The following is a 24,856-nucleotide window of genomic DNA, read 5'->3' as shown; positions in this document are numbered from 1 at the left end:
TGTAATTGCAAATGATTGATTTTATCGCTTATTGGAATATTTCTATTTCCTAGCATAAAGGTGATTTCTTCTCCATTTTACAGTATGAATAAGCCCATTTGTCATGAATTCTCGCCTGATTGTATAAATCATAAACATTATATCAATACTAACCAAACTATTACCGCTTTATTACAAAGGAATAGAATTCAAGTCAATTCTGAAGGCTTTCCACTTGAATATCTATCATTTAATATATAAAATGATAAGTGTAACAGATCTTTTTATTATTAAGAAACTACTACACATCGTTATCGACAAAAGGAGAAAATGATATGACTAAATTATTGACGAATGAGCATTATATTTTTTTAGGCGCTCGCGTAAAACCTTTATTATTAAGCACAGAATCTGAGGGGAATTTCTCAGTATTTGAATTTAATGAAGTAAAAGGATTAGAAGCTCCATTCCATATTCATGAAAATGAAGATGAAATTTGGCGTGTGGTTGAAGGAGAAATGACATTCTATTTAGAGGGCCAAGAAATTCATGCTGTTGCAGGTGATGCAGTCTTTGTGCCAAGAGGGAAATCCCATACGTTCCGTTTAAAAACTGAAACGGCAAAAGCAATTTTATCACTTACATCAACTGATTTTGAAAATGTCATTCGTGATATCGCTAGACCTGCTACTTCTGCAACTGAATTGCCAAATCAACCTATTTCAAATGAACAAGCTGAACAATTAATTGCTTCTGGCAAGAAAAATGGATTAACCATTTTAAAACACGAATAGGAAACTATTAATTATTTGGTTATTTATCAGTAAGATTAAAAAAAATTGCTCTACTTCATCCAGTGAAGAGAGCAATTTTTTATTTCTGGTTTTAATAGCGCGCTAGCTAGATGATGCTTTAATAATGACTGATACTAGTGATATATGTCTTCCTCGGAATTAGGTTCCCATTTCAGTCAGTTAGAATGGGCAAACGTGTCGACGGATTCATACACAATGGTCGTGACGACCTGTTGGTAATGGATGCCGTAAAACAGCTTCGCTAAAAGCTGGAAACCTGCCTTTTTCAATTTCCCCTCAGAATAACCAGCAGCTAAATAGGAGCTTAAATGGTTTTCCAATGTGGTGAGAACCTCTGAAAGGACTTTGGCGAATTCGATGTTCTTTGGCACCTCCATCAGACCTATCCGGAATAGATTAATATTTTTGAAGGCCAGGTTCAAATAATGAGTCCCTAAAAATCTTAAATCCTCCTCCAAGTCACCCGTTAGATCCTCATCAATCCGATTGAAGTCGACAATAGGAGAATGTTTTAAAATCGCTTTACGGAAAATTTCCTTCTTTCCGTCAAAGTGCCGGAACAATGTGCTTTCATGGAGCCCTGCTTTCTGGGCAATCGCTTTTGTTCCCGTATCTGAATACCCATTCTCAGCAAAAAGCTCGATGGCGGCATCCAGTATCATCTCTTCTGTTGTCTTGACTTGTGACATATCTTCACCTCATAACCTAACATCCTAAAACGGATCCAATTACGTACTATTATAGATTATGTGCCTTGACCGCTATTTTTTCAATGGATGCGACAATTATGAAAAGCTTTTTGCTTAAAGTATAATTGTGATTCAGAAGCAAAGGGTTGTTTTTGGTCGATTTCTTTAAACTAAAAAACAAAAAAGCTGCCCATAATTGGACAGCTAAGTTTTATCGAATTTTGTCATGATTTAATTGAACAGGGCTACTAGAGCCGAGCTGTTCAACAAAAAGACAATTAAAGACAAAATCATTAACACAAAGGCTGGAATTGAATCTTTTATCGGGTGTTTGACGCGCATATGCGCTACAATGCCAAAAAACATGGTAATAGCTAGCCAGAGTCCTCCAAAAGCTGCCCATTCTGGATACCAGAACCCTAAAATCAAGGCCAGTACCCCAATTAATTGAACAATTCCGGTAACAATCCTGAACCATTGCGGCAGTTTTAGATGATTGAATTCCTCTACCTGCATTTTTACCCCAACGATTTTACTGAAACCTGTTCCTAAAAATAGAATTCCCAATAAAACCTGTAAAACCATAGACACTAACATCATTCTAATTCCTCCAGCTTTTCTCTATATTGCTTTTATTTCATTTGTTCTTAAATTAACGTTTTAGCCACTGAAACTCCCGACACATGTAAACGATGCTTTAAAATCTACCGAAAATAGCACGAGGATTGTATCAGAAAGAAGTTTTATATTCGCCAACTCTTCCACTTCCCCTACGATTGGCTCAAGAATTTTGTCAGGGCGTTAATTAAAAATTCAGGTTGTTCTTCTGCTATATAGTGTCCGCATTCCGGAATAGAACCACCTTCTACATGATCCGCAATCGGCAGAAGTGATTGACGGAAATAGTCCCCTGTAGAGGTTTCACCGCCATAAGCTAGAATCGGCATCTTCAATTTGCGTTCTTTATATTGCTGATTATAGTGGCCATCCTCTAACAGAGTACGATAATAATTAAAACCTCCACGTAATGCACCTGGTTTAGAATATTGACGAACGTATTCAGCTACATCTTCTTCTTTAATCGATGTGGGGTTGTATGATAGTTTTTTAAAGTAATGATTTAAGTACTGATATTCACGTCCCGTTACTAATGCTTCAGGTAAATCATCGACCATATGGAATCCAAAGTGCCACATACCACCGTTCGCCACGTCCATTAATTGCTCAAGCCCAAAGCCTGGAAGTAATGCATCTAATAATACTAATTTTTTCACATCTTCAGGATATTCATTCGCGTAAGTGAATGCGACCATCGCTCCTATATCGTGCCCTACTAGAGATACTTCTTTAAAGCCAAGCTGCTCTACTAATAAGTAAATATCTTGCGCTAAAGTGAGCTTATCATATCCCGTCACTGGCTTATCAGATAAACCTGCGCCTCTTAAATCTGGCACAATAACTGTATATGATTGGGCAAGTGCTGGAATAATATCCTTCCACTCATACCATGTTTGTGGCCAACCATGTAAAAGGACAATTGGCTCGCCGCTACCAGCCATGACATAATGAAGACGAATGTCATTCACGATAGCTGTGTGATGTTCAAAATTAAATGTTTCTTCGATTTTATTCAACGTATTTTCTCCTCTTCCAGCATTACAATTGCTGACGATGTAATATTGTAATTCTTTTTAATTTCGTTCTCGTATTCCATCATTAGACGATTAACCGCAAGTAAAACTTACGTAAAAACGATCTGCTCGTCGATAGAAATACATCAATCCATATAAAAATACTTTCAAAGGTTTATATATTGAAAAATATTCTCTTTGAAAGTGCTTTTTTTATTTGTCCTAAAATCAGGTCCCTTTAATTTTGTAGGCTTTAATGTCATCATAGGATAGAAAGTCCACTAAAACCCTCCTCTTCCATTTCGGCTTATTTAGCTACGTCTCCACCATCAGCTAACACAGTACTACCGTTTACAAACTTCGCTAAATCTGAAGCTGCAAATAATACTACGCGTGCTACATCATCAGGAACACCCAAACGGCCTGATGGAATTGTTTTTGCATAGGCAGCTAATGCTTCGTCCATCCCTGCATCTTCTTTACGTTTTGCAGCTACACCTGGTGTTTCACTTAGTGTAGGTGCGACTGCTACAGCACGGATTCCGTATTTCCCTAGTTCTACTGCTAAACTTTTCGTTAAACCAGCTACACCGTGTTTAGATGATACATAGTGTCCAGGGTTTGCACCATTACTTGAATTAAAAGCAGCAGTTGAAACAAGGTTTACAACAACACCTTCAATATTTAAATCAATCATTCGTTTTGACGCTTCACGAGAACCAATGAATGTACCACGTAAGTTTAAGTCATGAACGAAATCCCATTCTTCATCTGTAATTTCAAGTACAGGTTTTGAAGGGTATACCCCAGCATTATTTACCCAAATATCTAGACGTCCTGTTGATGATACAGCAAAGTCTGCTAGTGCAGTAATTGATTCTGATTTACTTACGTCAAGTTGAGCCGCTTTATGCTCTACACCAAAACGAGATAAATCAGTAGCAGCTTTTTTCGCAGCTTCTTCATTTAAATCACCAATAATAACTGTTGCACCAGCTTCAGCTAAACGTGTACTGATTGCAAATCCTATACCAGAAGCGCCACCAGTTACTACTGCTGTTCGACCTCTTAATGAAATTAATTCTGGTAACGATTTATTACTTACGTCTTTGATTGGCATATTTTCTTCCTCCTTAGAAATCAGAGAGCATACTATTATTATTACGGTTATTATTATTTCGCTCTCACATCTATCATTTTATATATTAAATGATAGATGTCAAACCAAATGCTTAGTATATGAAAAAAATTATCTGATTAAAATTGGATACTAATATGAGCAATACCTTAACATAAATCCTTCTTCAATTAACCTGACCGAAAGTACAATATGTTCAACAAAAAAGCGCTAATTCTTTCTTGAATTAACGCTTCCGATACAATTTCACACCTACTATTTAATTAAACGTATAAATCTTTTTTTACCGATTTGTAGTACTTCTTCATTCATTAATACACGGTCTAAATCATCTTCACTTATTTTTTCTTAATTTAATTGAACACCGTTTTGCTTAATCAAACGTGTAAACTCGCTTTTACTTTTTACGAATCCTTTTTCAATTAGTTCAGGAATGATATCTTGAACTTTTTCCGCACCAAATTCTATTAATAATTTTGGAATATCATCCGGTATTTCTTTTTTGCTAAAAGCTGTTTCAAAATATGCTATCGCCCTTTTTGTTCTTCTCCTCAGTATAAATTCGTAATAATTTCAGCCAGTTTAAATTTAACATCTATTGGGTTAACTCCTTTTGATTTGTGCAACCTACTATACAACTTGGATAATTCCATTATTTTCAATATTTTTTAATAAATAAAGCTTGTACAAGGTTATTTTATCTTATATAATACGTAACATTACAAAACGAAACGTATCGTATCGTTAATGATAAACTTCTTAGAAAATTAAATTGGGAGGGAAAATAGTTATGCCAAATCTAAAGCAATCAAGAAATACAGAAAAGATTTTGGATTCTACAATAAAAGTACTAAATGAATCAGGTTATTCTTCATTAACGATTGAAGCTATCGCGATCCAGGCGGGAGTTGGGAAGTCAACTATATATAGGTGGTGGGACAGTAAAGCTGACCTTGTCTTAGATGCTTTTCTTATGACTACTGCTTCTACTTTCCAATTCGATACAAAAAAGTCTGTTCGTCATAACTTTGAGCAGCAGCTTATTAATTTATCAGTTGTTTTTAACACAAAGCTAGGACGTTCTATGTTGGCTATTATTGTGGAAAACAGAGAAATATCAGAGAGATTTTACACTTCTTACCTTAACTTAAGAAGAAAAGAGGCTACTTTATTTTTGAAAACAGCTATTAAGAAAGGAGAAATCAAATCGAATATAAATATAGACATTGTGTTAGATATGCTATTTGGCCCTATTTATTTTCGTACACTAATTTTCAATCAAGAACCAGACCATCATTTTATTTCTGGATTAGTACAACAAGTAATGGAGAGCATTCTACCTTCAGTTAACCAAAACGATAATAAATTAAAGGAGAAAAATCTTGAATAACTCAACCAGTCAGTCAAATTACAATTATTCTGTAATCACTCTTATCTTATTTTGGTGTGGATTAGTGATATTATGCAGTATGTATGTCACTATTCCTCTTTTAACGATGTTTGCCAACACTTTTAATGTTACTTCTAATCAAGCTACATGGATTGGAAGTGCTTTTTCATTAAGTTACGCCTTAGGCTGTTTAATCTACGGGCCCTTCTCAGATAAATATGGCCGTAAAATTTTTCTAGTGACAAGTCTCATTGCTTTAACAGTTGTAACTATTCTTATTGCCTTTACTAATAATTTTTCTGGACTAATTATCCTTAGAGCTCTACAGGGCATTATTGCAGCAGCATTCGCACCTATTTCTTTTGTGTATGCAGCTGAAATGTTTCCTCCACATAAAAGATTAACGGCAGTAGGATTTATTAGCTCAGGGTTATTAATGGCGAGTATTGTAGGACAAGTGTTTACAGGTATCATAAATCCTCTATTTGGATGGCATGCAATTTTTGGCCTTTTAGGTGGTATTTATTTGATTTCTAGTATAGTAGTGATTCTTTTCGTTCCTAAAGATACTCTTCCTCATTCTAAAGAGAGTGTTTTAATTAAATTCAAACAAATGAATCAGCTATTTAAGCAAAGACAACTATTATTCCTTTTCATCATTATGTTTATGCTCTTACTATCTTTGGTTGGGATGTATACAATTTTAGGAAGTTATTTAACTTCTCCGAAATGGGGATTAACTTCTCAGCAAGTTCTATTTGTAAGGGCTGCTGGAATTATTGGAATGATACTATCTCCATTTGCAGGTCATTTTGCAAGAAAGTTAGGTTCCGGAGCTGTCCTTCGTGGAGGGCTTGCTTTAGCTATAGTCGGTTTAATTGGTCTAGGGTTTAGTCAAACAATTTCACTACTTATTATTGCAAGTGTTATCTTTGTTATTGGAATTGCTATTGTTACTCCTATCACCGTTTCACTCATTAATCAATTAGCTGGATCAGCAAGAGGAAGTGCGGTTGCTTTTAGCGCTTTTATCTTATTCTTAGGTGCAAGCACTGGACCAATTTTAGCTCTAAATTTAATAAAGAACGGTCACTTTCGCCTTTCGTTTGAATGGATAGGTCTCATTCTCTTAATTGGATTAGGTGTTTCAATGTTTATAAAAACAAAATCTGGTAATGTAAAAGAAACAAAGATAAGAGAAATTCTATAATTTTAGTATTAGCGACATAATGAGTTTGTTTTCTTACTCATGTATCTCTTATATATTAGACATTTAATACTAAGAATAAATAGTATGCAAAGCAATTATAGTATGTAAAAAAATAGTGGATAGTCTATGTCATATTGAACATAGTATTCACTATTTATTATAGTAAGGTTAAATTGCGTATTCCGTCCTTCGTCGAATATATATCATAAACGTCTATCCATCGGATAGGCGTTTATTTATATTGTTTGATTGAAAATGAATTTTATCTTAAATATTATGTGAGCCTTTATTTTAAGGCAAATAAAAAGAAACCCTTTTGACAAAAAGATAGATCAAAATGGTTTCTTTACTTTTTAATTGGTATAGCAATTTTATAATGAACTAGCGCACCCGTTAGTTGAAGAACTAATTAACTTAATTAAATTTGATTAAATCACCAATTACATATTCTTTTGTCATGGATTTTCCTTCTTTTGTAACCCAAGAAACTGTAATATTAGCTGAGTTGAATGCATTTTTTATATCGTCTTCACTTAATCCCTTGGAGTAAAAGACGAATTCATTTGTATATCTCGCGAAATTTTCATCCTCATTATCTTGTTCCTTTCCATTGCCATATAAATACCTTTCTCTATCAAAATTGATAAACTTTCCCCAATCATTAGGAATTTCAATTGACCGAGATTTTACTTCATTTGAATTTTCCATATTAAAGTTTAACGTGAATTTTCTAAAATCATCTCTAATTGGATTATCTAAACCATGAGTTCCAACAGAATTAAATTCTTTTACACTTAAGTTTGCAACTTGTGCTTCAATTGTTATATTTGGGTCCTTAATGTTATTGCAAGCAACAATTGAAATTAGCATTAAGGGTAAAAAAATTAAAGATAAACATATTTGATGTTTTTTATTCAATTAATTCTCACTCCCCATTTCATAATGCAATCAAAATAATTATATTCCATATTTTGGTGACAAAGAAGAATTTCTTATTAAACTAACCTGCCCCTTTAGTTCCATAAGAAAAAGCTGCCTTAAAGACAGCTCCGATCTTCAGCTAACGCACCCGTTAGTTTAAGTACATTAATTCACAAGCTTGATTATTTTCAGCTCAAATATTACAGTGAAGCTCCTCCGTTAGTAACAAGAAAACAGCTGCCTATAGAGCAACTGTTTAGAAATTAGTTTTTATTTTAATGGTAGGCCTGTATTGGTTTTTTTAAAGTGTTCCACATTTTTATCGATACTTTAAATATCAATGCTATTGATACAAAAGTTAAAATTAACCCAACAGTAGATTTTGTAAAACTAACACCAATATAACTATATAAAAGTCTCAAAGGTGCATTTGCAATTACTATAGTTAAAATGTAAGTAGAATATTTAATTCCATTAGCAACCGATAAGAAACATAACACGTCTGCTGGAACTATCGGACAAATCATTCCCAAACCCAGAATCTTATAATTATAAGTTTTTATAAGAATGCTTAAATCTTTATGCCTATTATCCATGAAGTTTTTTACTTTTTTTTCAGAAACTTTACTTGAAAAGAAATATATCAGGGTTGCACTCATTACTAATCCAATTGTAGATAATATTGCCCCTTCTATTGGACCGAAGTATACCCCACCAAGAATCATTAAAGGTGTCCCAGGTATAAGAAATAATAATCGAAGTATCCATAATCCAATAAATATAACCAGTGCATATTTTTGATTTTCAGAAAAAAAGTGTTTAATTGTATTTATATCAGTTGGTAATAAATCAAAGTATGCTAAAGCAAAAAAGGATAATAGCCAAATGGCAATAATAGCATATTTTATTTTCAGTTTTCCTCACTCCCCTAAATGTTAACTAGGGTAATTGTAAGAGAAAATAATAAAGAAACACTTCATAAAAATATTAAGATTTCTTAAGATGATACTGTATTAAATGTTAAAACATAAAGGTAATTCCACTTTAAAGACAATCGTGTGATCTTTGTAGTCGGCAGATATTATCCCATCATGTAATTCAACGATTCTTTTGGATATGGAAAGTCCCAGTCCAGCCCCGTTATTACCCATTCTTGCTTTATCCCCCATAAAAAAACGATCAAATACCTTGTTTATGTCATGACTCGGAGGATTTTCCACTTTATTCAAGATTTCAAAACAGGCGGATTTTTCTTCCTTGTGAAGGCTAATATATACTTCTGAAGGTTTATCACTATATTTTATGGCGTTACTAATAAGATTGTCGAATACCCGAACCAACCTCTCTACGTCCATTAATACTGGAATATTTGTATCTTCGATTGATTTATTAATGCTTAACTGTTCTCTCTCTAAAATGGGAATATATTCACCTACTACTTGCTCTATTAAATCTCGAATATCAACAACAGTTTTATTTAACTTAAATTCCTGATTGGATAGTCGAGTATATTCAAATAACTCATCAATTAATAATTTAAGTCTATGTGATTTTTGGTATGTTATTTCTAAGTATTCCTGTAACTGCTTTTGGTTTGTGTATTGTTTCCTTTTTAACAGATCTAAATAACCAATAATGGAGGTTAATGGTGTCCGTAAATCATGAGATACATTAGTGATGAGTTCGTTCTTTTCTTGCTCTAATTGTCTCTCTTTTTCAAATTTGTCATGTAACTCTTTAGACATGTAATTTATGTTATCCGCAAGCTGAGTCAATTCATTTTTACCTTTCAAATCAATTATTAGCCCCATTTCTCCATTTGCGATATTTTGAATACTTAGTGAGATCAATTTAAGATAACCTAATTTTTTTCTTATTAAAATTATAAAGGTTCCTATAAACGTTAAAATTGAAAATAAAAAAATGAAGATGGCTAATGAGTAATATACAGATATACTAAGATTATTAGGGGACTTATTTTCCAAAAAGTAGCCTATAAAACGCGCAAAAGGAATAAAAATGAGTATAGCTACAAGTAGACTGAGTGTAATTGCACCAAGTAATTGAAAGGATAATTTATTTGGAAACTTAACAATCTTCATATTTTATAGCCTACCCCCCAAACTGTTTTGACATATATGGGTCGTTTAGGGTCCTGTTCAATTTTATCCCTTATTTTTGTAATATGGACCATCACATTATTATCCGATTTTAGAAATTCCTCTTTCCAGACCACTTCATATATCTTTTGTACGCTAAGTACAATCCCTTTGTTTCGTGCAAGCAACTCTAAAATGTCAAATTCCTTAGGAGTCAGCCTAACCTCTTGGTTTTGCACATAAACTTGTCTCGTATCCACATTTATTTTTAGTTCTCCTATTTCAATAACATTTTTACTAGCGCTTAAATCAGTATTATATTTATTCGTTCTTCTTAGTTGAGACTTTACTCTGGCGATTAATTCCAAAGGATTAAAGGGTTTTGATAAATAATCATCAGCTCCTGACATAAGACCTTGTATTTTATCCATATCTTCAGACTTTGCCGAAAGCATAATAATAGGCATGTTTCTTTCTTCTCTAATTTTCATACAAGTTTGTATTCCATCCATTTTAGGCAGCATAATGTCTAAAATGATCAAATCAACTTCATTTTTTTGTAGAAATTTCATGGCTTCAATAGCGTCTTCAAATTTTTCCGTTACCATACCTTCATTTTCTAAATAAATTCCAATAAGGTTCCTTATCTCTTTATCATCATCAATTATAAGTATGTTAGATTGCATCTAATGTCTCCTTGTTTTTTTCTCGTGGTTCACACCTAAGAATATAAGCTGGAGGGATATTTCTATATTCTCTTTTTAAAGTGATTTTTGAAAAGTACTTTTTCAATAATGGTATTTTAACCTTGGTGTATTGGAATGTTACAAACTCCCCACCTGTTTTTAATACGTTTAAAGTGCTTGATAATATCTTGTTTGATACATTGTGAGGTAAACTCGCAAACGGCAAACCAGAAATAATATAGTCTGCATAAGGAATTTTATATTCATTTAAATAGTGTTGAACATGTTCAGCTGAACCATGTATAAGAATAAAGTTCTTTTCATTCCAGAATTTTTTTTTCAGTAAATAATAGAATTCCCTATTGTTTTCAATTAAAACAACAATTGTACTTTGGTTTCTTAGTGCAAGGATCTTTTCTGTAAACACTCCAGTACCCGGGCCATATTCCACAATGTATTTTGCATCCTTAAAGTTAATTTCTTTTATCATTTTATTGCTAAGGTATCTTGAACTAGGTAGGATTGCTCCGACAGTTTTAGGATTGACAATGTATTGATATATAAAAGAAAAATCAATTTTTTTCATGTACTTACTCCTCTAGGTTTGTGATTTATAATCAAATCATAAAAAACAAACCTGAAGAAAAACTCGACAAAAACCTTAAGAATTCTTAAGTTTTACAAGTATATCTTATTTCACTAACCTACCCCTTTAGTTCCATAAGAAACTTCTATGGCGGCGATTCTCGCCGCCACCATCTACTACGAAAATCTAAACTCAAAATAGAGTCTAACCCTTTAACTCCTTGACGATAATGGATGATAACAATACAACCAGGCTGAACCTTTTTTGGTGGATCTTAAGGAAGATACCCTGTATAAGAAACTGGTTGTGACAGTATTGAAGAACCATTTAGTGTACTACAAGTACGTATACAAAAATTTTTGTAACAAATCTCCTGTCATATGTATTGTTAATCTTTTATTGAGGTGATTCTCCTATGGAAGCAATGATTGAACGGTGTGCTGGCCTAGATGTACACCAAGAAACAGTAGTAGCCTGTGTATTATTTGGTCCATTAGATAAAAAGCCAAATACCTCTATTGAAACTTTTTCAACTACAACAACAGGACTCTTGGCTTTAAGTGATTGGTTAACTACCCTTCGGGTATCCGATGTTGTGATGGAAAGTACTGGAGTCTACTGGAAACCAATATGGAATATACTCGAAGATTCTTTTCACCTTGTTCTTGCCAATGCCAGACATGTCAAAAATGTTCCAGGGCGTAAAACTGATGTGAAAGATGCCGAATGGCTTGCCAAGCTTCTAAGATGCGGACTTATTGAAAGCAATTTTGTTCCACCGGAGGATATTCGTGATTTACGAGATCTTACTCGTTATCGAAAAAAATTGATTCATCATCGCACCTCAGAGCAGAATCGCATTCACAAAATTCTTCAAGATGCTAATATCAAGCTAACATCCGTACTATCAGACATTTTTGGTGTATCGGGACGCCGTATCCTTGAAGCGATTCTAAACGGTGAAAAAATAGAGACCGATGGTCTTCGAAAAATGGTGGATTGGCGAACAAAAGCAAGTATTACTGACATTGCCAGTGCAATTAATGGTCGTATTCGCCGTCATCATCGTGATATGTTGCGTTACCATTGGGAGCATATGAGTTATTTAGAAAAAGCCATAGAAGAATTGGAAAAACAAATCGATCAACTCCTGTCCCCCTATCGTAAAGAAGTAGAATTATTGGATGGAATACCTGGTGTGAACAAAGCTGCCGCAGCTACTTTTATTGCAGAGATGGGCGTTGATATGTCCGTATTTAAGTCAGCTAAACACCTTGCCTCTTGGGCTGGTGTGAGTCCCGGAAATTACGAAAGTGCTGGTAAAAAAAAACGAGTAAAACCACACAAGGTAACAAAGCTTTAAAAACGATGGCTGTAGAGTGTGTACTAGCGACATCAAGGCAAAATAATCGAATTGCTTCACATCGAAAAAGGATTACCAAACGGCAGGGAAAAATGAAGGGACGAATCGCTTCTGCTCATTTACTATTAACGATTGCTTACAACATCTTAAAAACAGGGGAACCCTATCAAGAACTAGGCTCAAATTACCTTGAAGAAAAACAAATGAACAAAGAATTAAAAATGATCGAATACCTAAAAAAGAAAGGCTATACAATCGCTCCATCTGAACAACAAACTGCATAACCAGTTAAAATAACGACATAGTACATTTACGTCCTTCAAAAAAATTAGAATATGGTGGGCTTATTTTAGTATGGCCTTTCACGAATATGTTTTCATACAAATAGGTTGCCTCAGCAACCTACAATAGATAAATCCATCCTCATCGTCCATCTTCATTCTTTATTGGATACTGAACATAAGCGACAAATATATGGAAATAATAAGAAATAAGCTCAAAAATAATGAAGCAGCTGGGATCTTTTTGATAAATGACCATAAAACAAGGATTAAGAAAACGGCCGATAAACAAGAAAAAGATAGGTTCAGGAAATTAAGCTCGAAATGAACTGGCAGCGATGGTGGTATAGTTCCATAGATAAAATGAAACAGGGGGGAAATCCCACTATCTTTCACCATCATTTCAATCTCATTTGGTGGCTCTTGCTGCCCAAGAAAGGCTGTAACTGTAAAAATTAACAATAACAAAATACTCTCTGCCTTTGTCCATGTCCTTGGGTTAAAGGACGACCCTTGTTGTAGGTGCTTTTTAATCCAAAAACCATTAATGAAAGCAAATATCAATATAGGAAGAACGATTACATGCTTAATTAATAAGGCTTGTCCGTAGTTCAGCATCCATGCATTTGCATAATCCTTTGCCTCCACGATGATTGTCATTATCATAAATCCCGATAGGATCGTCAGCCCAAGACAAATGATGGCTGTTGGTGTAAACCATTTTAAGAACGCTAACCAATTCTCGTGATTTTTTGAAAACCAGCTGACCAGTATCAGTATTCCCACCCATACACTCACGGCCGTATAATGGATAGAATGATAAACAAAACCTGTCCACGCGGTTAAGGACGCAGGGTGGCTGGCCCATCCAATGGTAAAAATAAGAAAAATGAGAAACACAATGGAAATCATCGAATATCCTTTATTCTTTAAAACAGGAAAGATGGAAACAAACAAATAAAAGAAAACCGAAATAATGAAGGTAATGATCCACGCTTTCCCAACTTTAAAACTTAAAAATACATCCTGTACTCTTAAAGAAAAACCTGTGTCTTTATAAAGCATAAAGATCAAGTTAACAACAGGCATTAAAGAGAAAAGTATAATACCTAATATGGAGAATTGAAGCCATCGCTTATGAATATGAATAGATGGCTTCTTGCTTGATGGAATCAATTGCATGATAAACGTTCCCATCAGTAAAGAAAAACATCCATATAATAATGTTTCAGTCAGATATAGTGCATAGATCATTTTTTCCCTTTTCTCATCAACCAAACAGTTACGATGATCACAACTAAAAAGAACAGTCCTACAAATATCGCAATGAAATTAGTGTTCGACTGGGTTTCTTCTTCTGCGGTATTTACAGCTGGCGATTGTTCTGGGTTCTTTTCTGGTTCTTCTATTGTTGGAGATTTATCTTCCTCCATCTCTGTTGGTGACTTGGTACTCTCCTTATTTGCATTCGCTTTCGCCACAGTAAATCCATACTCCCCATCAATGATGTGTCCATCTTCCCCGATGATATTCCATATCACTGTATACTTTCCGTTTTCTAACGGATCATCAGACGTACCAGTCAATTTATTTCCATCAATTTGAATATCTGAAACCGGGATTTCCTTTTCACCGTCATTCAGTAAGGAGAAGGAACTGCCAGTCTCCAATTCCGTTTCAAATTCCATCGTGATCTCTTGAATTTCTTCTGTTATCGTGTCTCCATTTGATGGAGAAGAATTCTCTAACCCAGTATGTGCTGATACTGAAGAAGAGAAAGTGAACAGTATAAAGAATAAAATATATAATGACTTTTTCAAAATCAATGACCTCCTTATTTTCATCAACAATTTCATCTAGTGATTAAAACGATTATATATTCTTTGTGGTTATCTATAAAAAATAGCTATTCAAAATGAAAAACAGATTCTTTACTATCTTTAAATGATCTCCTCTTCCGAAATATCTCCTATTATAAATCGCTTGTATGGCTTGATATGTAATCCAGGAGATGTTATATGAGTAGGAAGGTAGTATTCCCCATCTTCTTGAAAGGTATTTTTGATTCTGCATAACAGATGGCACCAGGTATTCTTATACCTTCGCCACTACCTGACTTCCCTATTTCAAACTTGCCTTCATCTAGAATCAGGATCGCCAGTACCAAAAATTCAAGTTTCGAACTCCTTTTATTAGATTGATTGTGTCCGTTGTTCTTGCTTTCCATTAACATCATTACCCTAAAGTAATCTCTTCACTTCTGACTCTACACCATCAACATGCAAATCTTTAAGAGCCCTACCATCCACAATAAATGATTTTACTGGTCAAATGTGATGAAAGAATAAAGAATAATAGTATTTTTAGAGGCATTTATTATTAGTTTTAACTGCTGCCTTTATAAAAACATTTGCTTAGTAGAAATGTCATGTGCATCTTTTAATTCCAGAGTAGAATTATCGAGTATCACAGCATCTTCGACAGTATTATTACCGCAATCCCTTGCTCTGATATTCTGAACTCCTTTTACACCAAAGCAGCCTATTTGGACCAGTTCTATCTTAGCTCCAATTGACTTTGCTTTTGCTGCTATATTGTTTAGTATGCTAGTCTTTTGGAAGTTACCACCTTGGATTATTGTTTTAACAGGCGCCATTGGAGGATTCCCTATAACCTCCTATAATAATTTGTGACCGTTTTCTTTGATCTGCATTATCTACCTCAGTGATTATTCAACTATTATTGCTACAATTTTATGAGTTGGTACTCTTATGACATACTAGACGGTGAAATTATCTTGACTGATCTAAATAGTAAGTCTGATTTTGAAACAATCTCAGTATCTAAACAACTTATAGAGGACAAAGAAAACGCAACTGCTTAATATAGTAAAGGTTTAATTTGAACTCATAACTTAAATAACACCGTTCAAGTATTATAAGGATAATCCATTTCATTAATTTCTACTTTTAGGGGTTGCACCAACATTGTTTTGTACGCTAAGCAGATTTTAACCTAAAAAAGCCGATTTCCTGTAAGTTAAAAGAATCGACTTTTTTAATTTACCTTGTTCAAGGGTACTTTAGTAGAATAAGGCTAGCATAATAACAGATGTTTAAGCTTCTTTGTTACCTTCTTTATCCTTGTGCTGTCGTTTATATACAAATTTAGATAAGCTGATACTGCTTTCATATAAGAGTAATAAAGGTATGATCACAACGATATCTGATAGGAAATCTGGCGGTGTAATCAAAATTGAAACGACGATTAAAATGAAGTATGCATATTTCCTCATTTTTTGTAGACGGTATGGATTTATAATTCCTAAACTTGTTAAGAACATTATAACAACGGGCAGTTCAAACAGAAATCCAAACGGCAAAGTCATATGAAGCAAAAATCGGAAATATTTCTCCGTTGTAAAGAAAGTAGTAAACATGTCGTTTGATAGTGACATTAAAAATTTTAGTACAAGAGGAAATAAAATATAGTAACCAAAGCTAATTCCTAATACGAATAGAATAAATAGTGCTGGAATATAAGCGATTGTAACTTTGCGTTCTTTTGGTGTTAATGCTGGACGCACAAACAGCCAAGCTTGGTGCGCAGCAACTGGAATAGTAACTGTAATGGCAACGACGCTGGCAATCATTAAATAAACGAATAAGATATCACTCGGTCCTAACACAGCAAGTTTAAATGGTAAATCTTCGACTATCACATGATAAATATCTTGGACATATATAAATGCCAGAGCTAAAAACAGTAGAAAGGCAACTAAAGTAATGATAATTGATTTGCGTAACTCCTCAATGTGCTGAACTACGTTCATGTTTTGACCTTCCAACATAATCACTCCATGAAAAGGAAGATGTAAGACAGAAATTACATCTCCTCTTAATTTACTTATCTAGTTATTCTTCTTATTAGATGTTTCTATATTCGTGTCATCTGTTACAAGCTCTCTAGTAGACTTTTTAAATTCTCTTAATGTTGATCCAAATGCTCTTCCGATTTCCGGTAACTTAGAAGGGCCGAAAATAATAAGGGCGATGATTAAAACTAGTATCAATCCTGGTATACCTATATTTTGAAGCATAATATTTCCCCCAAGTAATTAAATTTTGTAATTCCTTTTAGACTTATGATCATTTTTTGAATAACTTCAGTAAAAAAAATCGTTTAAATCCATATTCTTACCAAGTTTTTTTAGTCCCTGATTAATTTTAATTACAGTTGAAAATCTCGGTCGATAGTCCGGATCACTACATAATTTTGAGATCGTCATTCTACTTAAATTTGATGCTCTTTCTAACTCTAATTTATTTATGTCTTTTTGTTTATCCACCCATCTACCAAAATTACTTCTTTTTTTACCAAGTTTTATCACCAATGACGCTCCCTTTTAATTAGTTTTAGCAGCGTTGGTTAAAAATAAAATGTTTTATGGGTCTACAGAATCTTTCTCTTATTACTTTTCTTTATCTTTCTTTTCCACTTCAATAAGACCTTGGGTGGAGTTTTTAATTCAATGTTGAACCCTCACCTCTACCAAGTTCGGGAATTTTTATGGGTCCAAACAAGATTAAGGCTTAAATCTAATAAGGAATGCACTTCCAGATCCTAACCTCGAAATCCCTCCTTAATATTTAACAAAAAATGCCGTGAAGTACATAATTAATAATCCAATGGTAAAGCCAGTTAAATTTAACCATGAGACCGATGGTTCCGCATGTTTTTTATGATCGTCTATCAGCATTTTCGTTATTACATAAATTACTTGAAGAATTGCCCCTGCTCCTATACCTAGAAATACAGCACCCCAAATTGGCGAGAAGATAAATCCGCCAACCCAAGTACCTACAATGGCGGGTGCACCTGCGATAACTCCCAGTAATAGAAAGTCTCTAAATCGAGGTGTGGTCTTTAATAAAGGAGCAGCGATTCCAATCCCTTCCGTAATATTGTGAAGGGTAAAGCCGATGATTAAAAAGGTTCCTAAAGCAGCTTCACCTAGGGCAAAGGAAGAACCAATTGCCAAACCTTCCCCAAAGTTATGAAGTCCTATTCCGGTAGCCATCAACAAAGCTAGACCAAAAGGAGAATATCCTTTCTTTTCTTGTTTTCTTTGTTGATACTGATCAAAACCGATCAATAATAAGAAGGTTAAGGATGCCCCAATAATGACAACCATATTCCCCTGAAAGACAGATGGTGCTTCTGCACCAATTTCAAATCCATCAGCCAAAGTCCCAACAAATAAGAATAAAAGGAGCCCAACGGTAAGAGCAAGAATCCCATTAATAGATTTTCGTGAGAAACGTTTCATAAATGGATACCACAACAACCCCAATGTGATCGGGACAATCCCAACGTAAAAGCCGATTAAGCCGTAATTCAAAAAGTTGCTCCAGTTGGTTTCTGGAGTGAGCGTGGCAGCTGCAACTTCACCTTCCGTGATAATCCCATTTTCTGTGATTAATTTAATTGTATGTGGATCACCTTCCACCCATGGGTAAGTGATGGTCACCTTTCCTTCTTCAAATCGTTCAAGTTTTGCTTGAGCAGAGACACTGTAATTCCACACCGAATCATTGACCATAACTTGAGAAATCGTTAAGGGTTTGGGTCCCGTATTACTAACAGATAATTCGAAACCGATTTTAGTTACCTTGATGCGTTCAATGTTCAAGACTTCTATCGGTGCTGCAGGATCTTTTTCTATACCCGCTCCATTCTTTAGCACCCATCCCAACACTCCTATAAGTAATACTAACGGTATTAAACCAGTAATTAGCCATTTGCCCTTCATATTATCCCTCCTTTTTTACTCGACCTCAAAGAATCCCATCCAGCCTAACTCAGCGAATTCACTTACATGGGCATGAAACATATATGATCCCTTGTATGGAAACCGAACTTCAATAATTCCACGTTCTCCCTGACATTGCATGATGGTATCTGTAAATTGAGAGGGGTTATCGTTTCTGCCGGTTGGATAGTACGTAAAGTAATTCGCATGCAAGTGAAACGAATTTAATAAGTCGAATTCTGTTAAATTACTTAGATAGATCCGAACGAGTTGATCCTTTTTGATTTTAATAGGGTGATTCATAAATGCGTTGGCATAGCCATTCACCGTGTAAAACTCGTTTTCGCCGTCTAAATCCAAGTCAAATCCATTCATAACCATGTTTAACTCTAATGCCGGCTCTCTTGGTTTCTTTGGATCAATAATAAAATTACCGTATAAGCCTTTATGGATATGGCGAGCTAGGGGTAGTACATGGCAATGGTAAATTTGTAATCCGTATGGATTCGCTTCAAATTCGTACGTGAATTTTTGTCCAGGATAAATGGAAGTTAAACCGTCCATCTCTGGAGGATGGATTCCGTGAAAATGAATAGAGTGGGGATGGCTGCCTTTATTAATAAAGTGAAACCGCAAAAGGTCCCCTTCCGTACAACGAAATGTTGGTCCTGGAATAGTCCCGTTATAAGTCCAGCCTGGAAATTTAATTCCTTTGGCAATTTCGATTTCTTTATCAATTGCCACGACTTTATATTCCCGGAGTATTTGCCCGTTTGGCAACTTGGTGACTTCTCCATAATCAAAGTCAGTAAGGAGCCGTTCTGCCATTTTATAACCTGTGGTTTTTGTTTTATCACTCATATTTGCATGATTAGCATGATTGGAATGATTGCTAGTTTTGTGAGACGAATCACTGGATGCTTGAGCCACATTTGGAAATTGCGCCATTTTATTTAAGTAATAAGATCCAGCTATCCCAAAAGCTCCAGCAGTCCCCATCTTTAAAATATCTCTACGGGAAACCTTTTTCTCATCAGACATTACTTGACCCCCTCCCAAAAAGTTTCCTTAAGGAAACTTTTTGTTGTATTAGCTATACTTTAAGTCAGGTGCAAGTTTTATGTCAACTCTTTTTTTGCAAAATGCTTCGTATGCGATGACACGCACTTACGGATTTGCGAGACGCGCATGAGTAATTCATGGACCAACTCTATTTATAAGTTGTTCATTTAGAGTACACCCTGACTAACAGATTTGTTTCGATAATAAGCCGTTCTAAAACAAAAAGCACAGCCAAATGACTGTGCTTTTTTGTATATTATTCCAACGGATGATTAACAATCTATTAAAACCCAGTGAATCCACCAAAGAGATAGTTAGTGAGGAATGATATAATTTTGGTCATCCAATTAAAATACAGGAAAACCCCCATTACAATCATTATGTAACCACCTATTTTCATTATTCGCTCACTATACTTGTTAATCCATTTAATTTTTCCGATAAAAAAGGTTAAGAGTAAGAAAGGAATTGAAAATCCAATAATGTACCAGAGCATATAAAATAGCCCAGCACTCGGCTTTGTCATTCCCATAGCTATAACAGATGCTAAAATTGGCCCTGTACAAGGTGTCCAGCCAGCTGCGAATCCCATTCCAATTAAAATTGTACCAAGAAAACCAGATGGACTTCTTTTGAATTGAATTCTTTTATCTTTCATTAGAAAGTTTATATTTATTAAGGTAATCGAATCTCAAATTTCCCTAAAAAACCTAAATCACCTTGGTAACTTAACTTTCCTTGTTGAATTAATTGGTATACTCGAAAAGCTAAATACGTATCCCCTATACATTGATCACTTTCTCCCATTACTTCCCCAACGATACGAGATGCTTTTTGATATTCCTTTGATGTATTTTCTAAAATAGATGCATCATAATAATCTTCAGATACAGCTACTATTTTTCCATTTAATAATATTCTCAATACATCTTTCGTTTGAGACCATTTTTCCCAATCATTTATCAAACTTTCAATTGTTAGATGGGACATGTTTTTTTTCATTTGAAGAGCATCTTGAACCAGTTCTGGCGGCATTTCCCCTAAACTTCTTATCACATGTGGAATATATTGGTTCTGTAAATCACGCACCTTGTATTCTATATGGCGACTGTACTCTGTAACATTCACTTCTTCAAATTGAATATTTTTATTTTGGAGTAAAAATGCTACAAATCTCAAACCGATTTCATCAGATACATTACCACCGTGCCATAAAATCACTTTACTATCAGTTGGAACTTCTGTTGCAATTTGTGAATTTTTTTTAAGGGTTGTTTCAATCCAATCCAAATAATCTCTTTCTGAGGCTGGGCCTGTTTTTGTTAACACTTCTTTCAGCCATTGTTTTCTTTCTTGCATCCCTTTATTTGACTCTAATTTATAAATAGGGCCTATAGAAAAGTCCTTGTTAATACAAATGATTTGTTCGTTTTGGTGTTCCTTACTTTTATGAAAAGCACTTTTTAAATTTCCACACGCAGAATCTCCAAAGCTAATATGTATAACATTCATATTTCAATATCTCCTTACTGACTTAATATAGCTATTTTTATATCGAAAGAACAAGTATATATGAATTGCTCTTACTGACTTTATTATATGTGATATAAAAAGGAATATGAAATTACATATTACATATACATTACATTTTCGTAAGATAATTATTTCTTTTGTACGCCCAGTAATACCATAGAAATGAAAATTTTTTTTCGTTATGGGGATACAAAGTTAGTTTAGCTTGATAGGCATGTGATGGTACCCCTTATTGAACTAAAGGAGTAGTATTTATGACACATGGATTTATAGGATTCATTCAGTTATACACAGCTCTTTATTCAACTAACCTGCCCCGATAGTTCCATAAGAAAAAGCTGCCTTAAAGACAGCTCCGATATTCAGCCAATGCACCTTTTAGTTCAACAAGTTTATGGAATGGGAGAACACTACTCATACTCATAATCACCAGTTACCAGCTCTACCTTTTCTGGTATTATTTTTTGAAGAGAGTCTATTGTTGAAAAGTGTTCATCATTTGAGAACGCGGTAATATAATCACCATCATACCCTACCCAAAACAAAGTGGAACTTGCAGCTAAAGTTGCTATCGGGGTATTGGCTATCCACTTTAATTTAACTAGTCTGGTTCGGTTATTTTTAGTCTTTTTTACAGGATAAGGTGACTCATATTCCCTTTCCTCTAGTCTGAATACATCCTGTTTTAGGGACCATAATGATAAGTTCAACATGCCTCCATTCCCGTACAAATAAGGATAATATTCTTTAAATTGCTGCGGGCTGCGTATAATTGCCTTTACAAAGAATGTATCTTTACGACTCCCCTTCATATAATTAAACTCTATATTTTGCATCTTAAACAGCTCTTCGTACTCTGCTTGTTGAAAATCATAGATTTCCGCAAGTGAATAAATAGGGTAATAATCTGGGCTATCCATCCAATTACAAAAGAATTCTTCATGGGTATCTGTATAAAACTCTACGATATATTGGAACTCACCGTTAATCTCAAAAGGATAAGTGGCTTCTTCCTCCGGCACAGTTATTATTTTTTCAGGAGGGAAGTAGCTTATTTCTACCTTCATTTTAATCGCCTCTCTTAAAGGTTCGAATAGTTTATTTTTTTATAATACCACGTGAAATCGTTGTTTTCGCTGGCTTATTAAACTAACCTCCCTCAATAAACTAAACACAATCTCACGATTGCTCTAGAATTCTTAGGATTTCATAGTCATATCATTAACCGTTATCTATGTAAGCTCGGCATTACTCCTCAAGGATAGGGATTTATCGAAAAAAGTGTATGCTAAACTAGCCAATTATAGGAAAAAATTGGTTTAATCAATGTTATGATCGCACTTTTGGATATCCACATGTCTCATGGAGGTCAACCCTCCCATGTCTCACAGAGTCGATGCTCCTACATTCCTTCGTTCAACCTTTCCATGAGGTGGATGTCGGTCATGCTGCCCCACAGGATCTAAGTCCTCACGTTAGTTGCTTTGCCGACTAATCCGTGCTTCACTTTTAAATGAGTGTTAATTAAATGACTTGTAACCTTAAAATTCAATAATCTATGCGACTGTTTGATGTGCTACAAATGTTTCCATATGAGGGATATCCTTTAACATCTTATCTTCTTGAAACGTAAATTGTTTTTTACCGATTGAAAACAGAATTCGAATAAGCTTGTTACACAAGGCTATCAGAGATTGCATTTTCTTTAAGGGATTGTGAGAACGTGTTGTGTAATAGATATGAAGGGCTTTAAAAGCCTTGTTCTTTGCCACCAGTATCATGGATGCTCGGAATAAGAGAGCCCTCAATTTCTTTCGGCCCCGTTTGGTAATCTTGGTCTGACCTTTGTGCTTTCCGGATGTGTTCTCTTTTAAACTTAAACCTGCTAATTTTACAATTTGGCGAGGATGTTGATAGTCTCTGAGGTCGCCGACCTCTGCGAAAAAACCTGCTACTGTATCCCGACCAATCCCTGACACCTCTAACATCTGTGTGACACCTGGGATATGGTCTAATAACTGATCTAATTGATGATCTAATTCTTCGAATTTCATTTGAATAAAATCATACTTCTCTAGTAAAGCTCTCAACTCTAATTTCGCCATAGCTGCCCCTTGACGAATACCAATCGAACGATTGGCTGCTTCTTTAAGTGCTCGTATCTTCTTTAAGCCTATACTGCGTTTTACCACTTGTCTTAAGGAAAGTAAGAGCTCTTCATCCGTATACTTTACAAGTTCATGTGGCAAGGCTTCTAGCTTTAGAAAATGAATAGCTGCCTTGCCTTCCCAACTTTTGAACACCGTCAAAAATTCGGGAAAGTAACGATCAAGCCAGTTATGAACTTGTCCCTGAACGACCTGTAAGTCAACGTTGAGAAGATCGCGAAGTTTTTTGGCCACTCTGAGTTCTGCATAAATTCCTTGTGGAATTGTTGGTTCGGCGTATCTTCCGTCTTTGACTAACTGTGCTATGACTTTTGCATCTTTCACGTCATTCTTTGTAGGTGAATTATCGTCTAATTCTTTACTTCGTTTAACATGTAGTGGATTGACAGATACGAACTTAATATTATTCTCTTTCAGGAGATGAGCTAGATTTAACCAGTAGTGACCGGTTGGCTCCATGCCTACAATCACTTGATTTAACTTACACGCTTTAACTAGGTGGTTAATCCAATCTAGAAACGAATGAAATCCTGCTTTCGTATTTTCAAAGAAACACGTTTTACCCAATTCCATTCCTCTATAATCTTGTGCTCTCGCGACATGATTGTGTTTGGCGATGTCTACTCCGACAATTAAGGTTTCAAAAGTAATTTGAGTGATTTTATGATTTTGGTTATAATTCATTTGAGGCCTCCGATAGATGTTTTTGTCCTTTTTAGCTGGCCAGCTCAGGACACATTCATCTTATCAAGAGGTCTTTTATCGTTCAAACCTCATTTTCAGTTATTACAGGAATGCTGCCCCGTTAGTATAGTAACTAAACTGTAAACGGATTGTTACGCTAATAGCATTGTTGGAGAAGACTTCAATATATATAATTAAGACTCGTTAAGGAGTGATGAAAGATGATAAGCGTAACAGTAGATAAGTTAAAATTCAAGAAACAATTATCGGGGATTGAACAAATCACACTGAAAGATTTTCTGTATACCTGGGTAGGTAGCTCAAGCAAGGGATTTGATGATTTTTTTCACATTGAGTACACAGTAGATGTATTTGCCAAAATGGAAAAAATGACGAATGACACCGATTTGTTGATTTCTGATGATGATTATTTCAGATACATAACATTGACGGAAGATAATCAAATTGTGATAGGTGTTTTAAATATGAATTCAGAATTAAAACATAGAATAATTTCACTAGATAAGATGAAATAATTCTTCGTTTTCTTTAACCCACATACAAAAAGAGGCAGCGTGGTACACTGTCTTTTTTTATTTGTTCACTATATGTCTTATGTGACGTTACTGAATTATCCTACCCATTAGTTCCATAAGAAAAAGCTGTCTTAAAGACAGCTCAGATCTTCAGCTAACGCACCCGTTAGTTCATTTAAACTGGAATAATCGCACATAAAGATGGTCCTGTACTTTCTATCTTCTGCATCGATTATTTGAATAAGGAATTAAAAAACCATCTCTAGATATCCT

At 34.7% G+C, this 24,856-nt stretch carries 26 protein-coding genes and 2 pseudogenes; 7 read left to right on the top strand and 21 right to left on the bottom strand.

Translation table 11 applies throughout. The annotated features are described in order from the left end of the window. The first annotated feature begins 314 nt into the window (after positions 1 to 314). Entirely contained in the window at positions 315 to 773 is a 459-nt protein-coding gene (locus NYE63_RS11080) for a cupin domain-containing protein (RefSeq protein ID WP_342605159.1), read from the top strand. Between the two features lie 176 nt (positions 774 to 949). Here the strand turns inward: NYE63_RS11080 and NYE63_RS11075 are convergent, their stop codons facing one another. The 4 genes from NYE63_RS11075 to NYE63_RS11060 form a co-directional block, all read right to left on the bottom strand. Beyond that, positions 950 to 1,483, bottom strand: a complete 534-nt coding sequence (locus tag NYE63_RS11075; protein WP_342605158.1) for a TetR/AcrR family transcriptional regulator — start codon at positions 1,481 to 1,483, stop codon at positions 950 to 952. Between the two features lie 231 nt (positions 1,484 to 1,714). Beyond that, complete coding sequence (locus NYE63_RS11070; protein WP_342605157.1) at positions 1,715 to 2,083, bottom strand: DoxX family protein; 369 nt, start codon at positions 2,081 to 2,083, stop codon at positions 1,715 to 1,717. 170 nt (positions 2,084 to 2,253) lie between these two features. Beyond that, positions 2,254 to 3,117 (bottom strand): alpha/beta hydrolase, encoded by an 864-nt coding sequence (locus NYE63_RS11065; RefSeq protein WP_342605156.1) that lies wholly within the window; start codon positions 3,115 to 3,117, stop codon positions 2,254 to 2,256. Positions 3,118 to 3,421: 304 nt separating this feature from the next. Next, on the bottom strand, positions 3,422 to 4,234 hold the full coding sequence (locus tag NYE63_RS11060; protein WP_342605155.1) for an SDR family NAD(P)-dependent oxidoreductase: 813 nt from the start codon (positions 4,232 to 4,234) through the stop codon (positions 3,422 to 3,424). Positions 4,235 to 5,042: 808 nt separating this feature from the next. Between NYE63_RS11060 and NYE63_RS11055 the strand changes: the two genes are divergently transcribed. Together NYE63_RS11055 and NYE63_RS11050 are read left to right on the top strand one after the other, a co-directional pair. After that, a complete protein-coding gene (locus tag NYE63_RS11055; RefSeq protein ID WP_342605154.1) occupies positions 5,043 to 5,642 on the top strand; it encodes a TetR/AcrR family transcriptional regulator in 600 nt (199 codons plus the stop codon). Beyond that, positions 5,635 to 6,852 carry an MFS transporter gene (locus tag NYE63_RS11050; protein WP_342605153.1) on the top strand — a complete coding sequence of 406 codons (1,218 nt, stop codon included), beginning with the start codon at positions 5,635 to 5,637 and terminating at the stop codon, positions 6,850 to 6,852. The genes NYE63_RS11055 and NYE63_RS11050 overlap by 8 nt, the downstream gene beginning before the upstream one ends. Before the next feature lie 414 nt (positions 6,853 to 7,266). Here the strand turns inward: NYE63_RS11050 and NYE63_RS11045 are convergent, their stop codons facing one another. The 5 genes from NYE63_RS11045 to NYE63_RS11025 all read right to left on the bottom strand — a co-directional run bounded on the left by NYE63_RS11045 (position 7,267) and on the right by NYE63_RS11025 (position 11,144). Further along, complete coding sequence (locus NYE63_RS11045) at positions 7,267 to 7,770, bottom strand: fructose-bisphosphate aldolase (RefSeq protein ID WP_342605152.1); 504 nt, start codon at positions 7,768 to 7,770, stop codon at positions 7,267 to 7,269. A 278-nt stretch (positions 7,771 to 8,048) separates the two neighbouring features. Beyond that, complete coding sequence (locus tag NYE63_RS11040; protein WP_342605732.1) at positions 8,049 to 8,516, bottom strand: VTT domain-containing protein; 468 nt, start codon at positions 8,514 to 8,516, stop codon at positions 8,049 to 8,051. Between the two features lie 270 nt (positions 8,517 to 8,786). Beyond that, positions 8,787 to 9,875 (bottom strand): HAMP domain-containing sensor histidine kinase, encoded by a 1,089-nt coding sequence (locus NYE63_RS11035; RefSeq protein ID WP_342605151.1) that lies wholly within the window; start codon positions 9,873 to 9,875, stop codon positions 8,787 to 8,789. Beyond that, a complete protein-coding gene (locus NYE63_RS11030) occupies positions 9,872 to 10,558 on the bottom strand; it encodes a response regulator transcription factor (protein WP_342605150.1) in 687 nt (228 codons plus the stop codon). Before NYE63_RS11030 ends, NYE63_RS11035 begins: the two co-directional genes overlap by 4 nt. Further along, the gene (locus tag NYE63_RS11025; protein ID WP_342605149.1) at positions 10,548 to 11,144 is read right to left on the bottom strand and encodes an rRNA adenine N-6-methyltransferase family protein; all 597 of its coding nucleotides are present in this window, start codon (positions 11,142 to 11,144) and stop codon (positions 10,548 to 10,550) included. The genes NYE63_RS11030 and NYE63_RS11025 overlap by 11 nt, the downstream gene beginning before the upstream one ends. Before the next feature lie 415 nt (positions 11,145 to 11,559). Between NYE63_RS11025 and NYE63_RS11020 the strand changes: the two genes are divergently transcribed. Together NYE63_RS11020 and NYE63_RS11015 are read left to right on the top strand one after the other, a co-directional pair. Next, positions 11,560 to 12,507, top strand: a complete 948-nt coding sequence (locus NYE63_RS11020; RefSeq protein WP_342602057.1) for an IS110 family transposase — start codon at positions 11,560 to 11,562, stop codon at positions 12,505 to 12,507. 5 nt (positions 12,508 to 12,512) lie between these two features. Beyond that, positions 12,513 to 12,791, top strand: a complete 279-nt coding sequence (locus tag NYE63_RS11015) for a hypothetical protein (protein ID WP_255264142.1) — start codon at positions 12,513 to 12,515, stop codon at positions 12,789 to 12,791. A 159-nt stretch (positions 12,792 to 12,950) separates the two neighbouring features. Here the strand turns inward: NYE63_RS11015 and NYE63_RS11010 are convergent, their stop codons facing one another. Then, positions 12,951 to 14,042 carry a CopD family protein gene (locus NYE63_RS11010; RefSeq protein ID WP_342605148.1) on the bottom strand — a complete coding sequence of 364 codons (1,092 nt, stop codon included), beginning with the start codon at positions 14,040 to 14,042 and terminating at the stop codon, positions 12,951 to 12,953. Beyond that, positions 14,039 to 14,608, bottom strand: a complete 570-nt coding sequence (locus NYE63_RS11005) for a copper resistance protein CopC (protein WP_342605147.1) — start codon at positions 14,606 to 14,608, stop codon at positions 14,039 to 14,041. The genes NYE63_RS11010 and NYE63_RS11005 overlap by 4 nt, the downstream gene beginning before the upstream one ends. A gap of 720 nt (positions 14,609 to 15,328) precedes the next feature. On the opposite strand from NYE63_RS11005, the pseudogene NYE63_RS11000 reads away from it, so the two are divergent. Beyond that, positions 15,329 to 15,481, top strand: a pseudogene (locus NYE63_RS11000) (chromate transporter); the annotation flags it as partial. 422 nt (positions 15,482 to 15,903) lie between these two features. Here NYE63_RS11000 and tatC read toward each other — a convergent pair. From tatC to NYE63_RS10950, 10 genes and pseudogenes are all read right to left on the bottom strand, one after another. Beyond that, positions 15,904 to 16,620: a twin-arginine translocase subunit TatC gene (tatC, locus tag NYE63_RS10995; RefSeq protein ID WP_342605146.1), complete on the bottom strand. Its 717-nt coding sequence runs from the start codon at positions 16,618 to 16,620 to the stop codon at positions 15,904 to 15,906. Between the two features lie 78 nt (positions 16,621 to 16,698). Beyond that, positions 16,699 to 16,887: a twin-arginine translocase TatA/TatE family subunit gene (locus NYE63_RS10990; RefSeq protein ID WP_063236300.1), complete on the bottom strand. Its 189-nt coding sequence runs from the start codon at positions 16,885 to 16,887 to the stop codon at positions 16,699 to 16,701. A 66-nt stretch (positions 16,888 to 16,953) separates the two neighbouring features. After that, the gene (locus NYE63_RS10985) at positions 16,954 to 17,178 is read right to left on the bottom strand and encodes a helix-turn-helix transcriptional regulator (protein WP_342605145.1); all 225 of its coding nucleotides are present in this window, start codon (positions 17,176 to 17,178) and stop codon (positions 16,954 to 16,956) included. 133 nt (positions 17,179 to 17,311) lie between these two features. After that, positions 17,312 to 17,371 (bottom strand): twin-arginine translocase TatA/TatE family subunit, encoded by a 60-nt coding sequence (locus NYE63_RS10980; protein WP_232522831.1) that lies wholly within the window; start codon positions 17,369 to 17,371, stop codon positions 17,312 to 17,314. A 59-nt stretch (positions 17,372 to 17,430) separates the two neighbouring features. Continuing rightward, positions 17,431 to 18,600 (bottom strand): ZIP family metal transporter, encoded by a 1,170-nt coding sequence (locus NYE63_RS10975; RefSeq protein WP_342605144.1) that lies wholly within the window; start codon positions 18,598 to 18,600, stop codon positions 17,431 to 17,433. Between the two features lie 15 nt (positions 18,601 to 18,615). Next, positions 18,616 to 19,641: a multicopper oxidase domain-containing protein gene (locus tag NYE63_RS10970; protein ID WP_342605143.1), complete on the bottom strand. Its 1,026-nt coding sequence runs from the start codon at positions 19,639 to 19,641 to the stop codon at positions 18,616 to 18,618. A gap of 304 nt (positions 19,642 to 19,945) precedes the next feature. Continuing rightward, a pseudogene (locus tag NYE63_RS10965) lies at positions 19,946 to 20,329 on the bottom strand (cytochrome c biogenesis protein CcdA); the annotation flags it as partial. Between the two features lie 8 nt (positions 20,330 to 20,337). Further along, positions 20,338 to 21,174: a DUF1835 domain-containing protein gene (locus NYE63_RS10960; protein ID WP_342605142.1), complete on the bottom strand. Its 837-nt coding sequence runs from the start codon at positions 21,172 to 21,174 to the stop codon at positions 20,338 to 20,340. Positions 21,175 to 21,605: 431 nt separating this feature from the next. Beyond that, positions 21,606 to 22,262, bottom strand: coding sequence for a hypothetical protein (locus tag NYE63_RS10955; RefSeq protein ID WP_342605141.1), 657 nt, complete (start codon positions 22,260 to 22,262; stop codon positions 21,606 to 21,608). 489 nt (positions 22,263 to 22,751) lie between these two features. Next, positions 22,752 to 24,047 carry an IS110 family transposase gene (locus NYE63_RS10950; RefSeq protein WP_342603074.1) on the bottom strand — a complete coding sequence of 432 codons (1,296 nt, stop codon included), beginning with the start codon at positions 24,045 to 24,047 and terminating at the stop codon, positions 22,752 to 22,754. Positions 24,048 to 24,268: 221 nt separating this feature from the next. Here NYE63_RS10950 and NYE63_RS10945 point away from each other — a divergent pair, with 221 nt between their 5' ends. After that, positions 24,269 to 24,583 carry a hypothetical protein gene (locus tag NYE63_RS10945; protein ID WP_342605140.1) on the top strand — a complete coding sequence of 105 codons (315 nt, stop codon included), beginning with the start codon at positions 24,269 to 24,271 and terminating at the stop codon, positions 24,581 to 24,583. Positions 24,584 to 24,856 lie beyond the last annotated feature (273 nt).

Origin of the sequence: Peribacillus sp. FSL E2-0159 (assembly GCF_038643155.1) — a bacterium.
In the GTDB taxonomy this organism is placed as follows: Bacteria; Bacillota; Bacilli; order Bacillales; family DSM-1321; genus Peribacillus; species Peribacillus simplex.
The sequence above is the reverse complement of the archived record's forward strand: the minus strand, read 5'-3'. Positions and strand labels throughout refer to the sequence as shown.

Excerpts from the sequence above, each read along its gene's own strand:
- NYE63_RS11030 (WP_342605150.1), bottom strand. The coding sequence starts at position 10,558 with ATGCAATCTAACATACTTATAATTGATGATGATAAAGAGATAAGGAAC.
- NYE63_RS11080 (WP_342605159.1), top strand. The coding sequence starts at position 315 with ATGACTAAATTATTGACGAATGAGCATTATATTTTTTTAGGCGCTCGC.
- NYE63_RS10975 (WP_342605144.1), bottom strand. The coding sequence starts at position 18,600 with ATGAAGGGCAAATGGCTAATTACTGGTTTAATACCGTTAGTATTACTT.
- NYE63_RS11015 (WP_255264142.1), top strand. The coding sequence starts at position 12,513 with ATGGCTGTAGAGTGTGTACTAGCGACATCAAGGCAAAATAATCGAATT.
- NYE63_RS10945 (WP_342605140.1), top strand. The coding sequence starts at position 24,269 with ATGATAAGCGTAACAGTAGATAAGTTAAAATTCAAGAAACAATTATCG.
- NYE63_RS11060 (WP_342605155.1), bottom strand. The coding sequence starts at position 4,234 with ATGCCAATCAAAGACGTAAGTAATAAATCGTTACCAGAATTAATTTCA.
- NYE63_RS10970 (WP_342605143.1), bottom strand. The coding sequence starts at position 19,641 with ATGTCTGATGAGAAAAAGGTTTCCCGTAGAGATATTTTAAAGATGGGG.
- tatC (WP_342605146.1), bottom strand. The coding sequence starts at position 16,620 with ATGAACGTAGTTCAGCACATTGAGGAGTTACGCAAATCAATTATCATT.
- NYE63_RS10960 (WP_342605142.1), bottom strand. The coding sequence starts at position 21,174 with ATGAATGTTATACATATTAGCTTTGGAGATTCTGCGTGTGGAAATTTA.
- NYE63_RS10950 (WP_342603074.1), bottom strand. The coding sequence starts at position 24,047 with ATGAATTATAACCAAAATCATAAAATCACTCAAATTACTTTTGAAACC.
- NYE63_RS10955 (WP_342605141.1), bottom strand. The coding sequence starts at position 22,262 with ATGAAGGTAGAAATAAGCTACTTCCCTCCTGAAAAAATAATAACTGTG.
- NYE63_RS11035 (WP_342605151.1), bottom strand. The coding sequence starts at position 9,875 with ATGAAGATTGTTAAGTTTCCAAATAAATTATCCTTTCAATTACTTGGT.
- NYE63_RS11025 (WP_342605149.1), bottom strand. The coding sequence starts at position 11,144 with ATGAAAAAAATTGATTTTTCTTTTATATATCAATACATTGTCAATCCT.
- NYE63_RS11055 (WP_342605154.1), top strand. The coding sequence starts at position 5,043 with ATGCCAAATCTAAAGCAATCAAGAAATACAGAAAAGATTTTGGATTCT.
- NYE63_RS11070 (WP_342605157.1), bottom strand. The coding sequence starts at position 2,083 with ATGATGTTAGTGTCTATGGTTTTACAGGTTTTATTGGGAATTCTATTT.
- NYE63_RS11020 (WP_342602057.1), top strand. The coding sequence starts at position 11,560 with ATGGAAGCAATGATTGAACGGTGTGCTGGCCTAGATGTACACCAAGAA.
- NYE63_RS11010 (WP_342605148.1), bottom strand. The coding sequence starts at position 14,042 with ATGATCTATGCACTATATCTGACTGAAACATTATTATATGGATGTTTT.
- NYE63_RS11075 (WP_342605158.1), bottom strand. The coding sequence starts at position 1,483 with ATGTCACAAGTCAAGACAACAGAAGAGATGATACTGGATGCCGCCATC.
- NYE63_RS10990 (WP_063236300.1), bottom strand. The coding sequence starts at position 16,887 with ATGCTTCAAAATATAGGTATACCAGGATTGATACTAGTTTTAATCATC.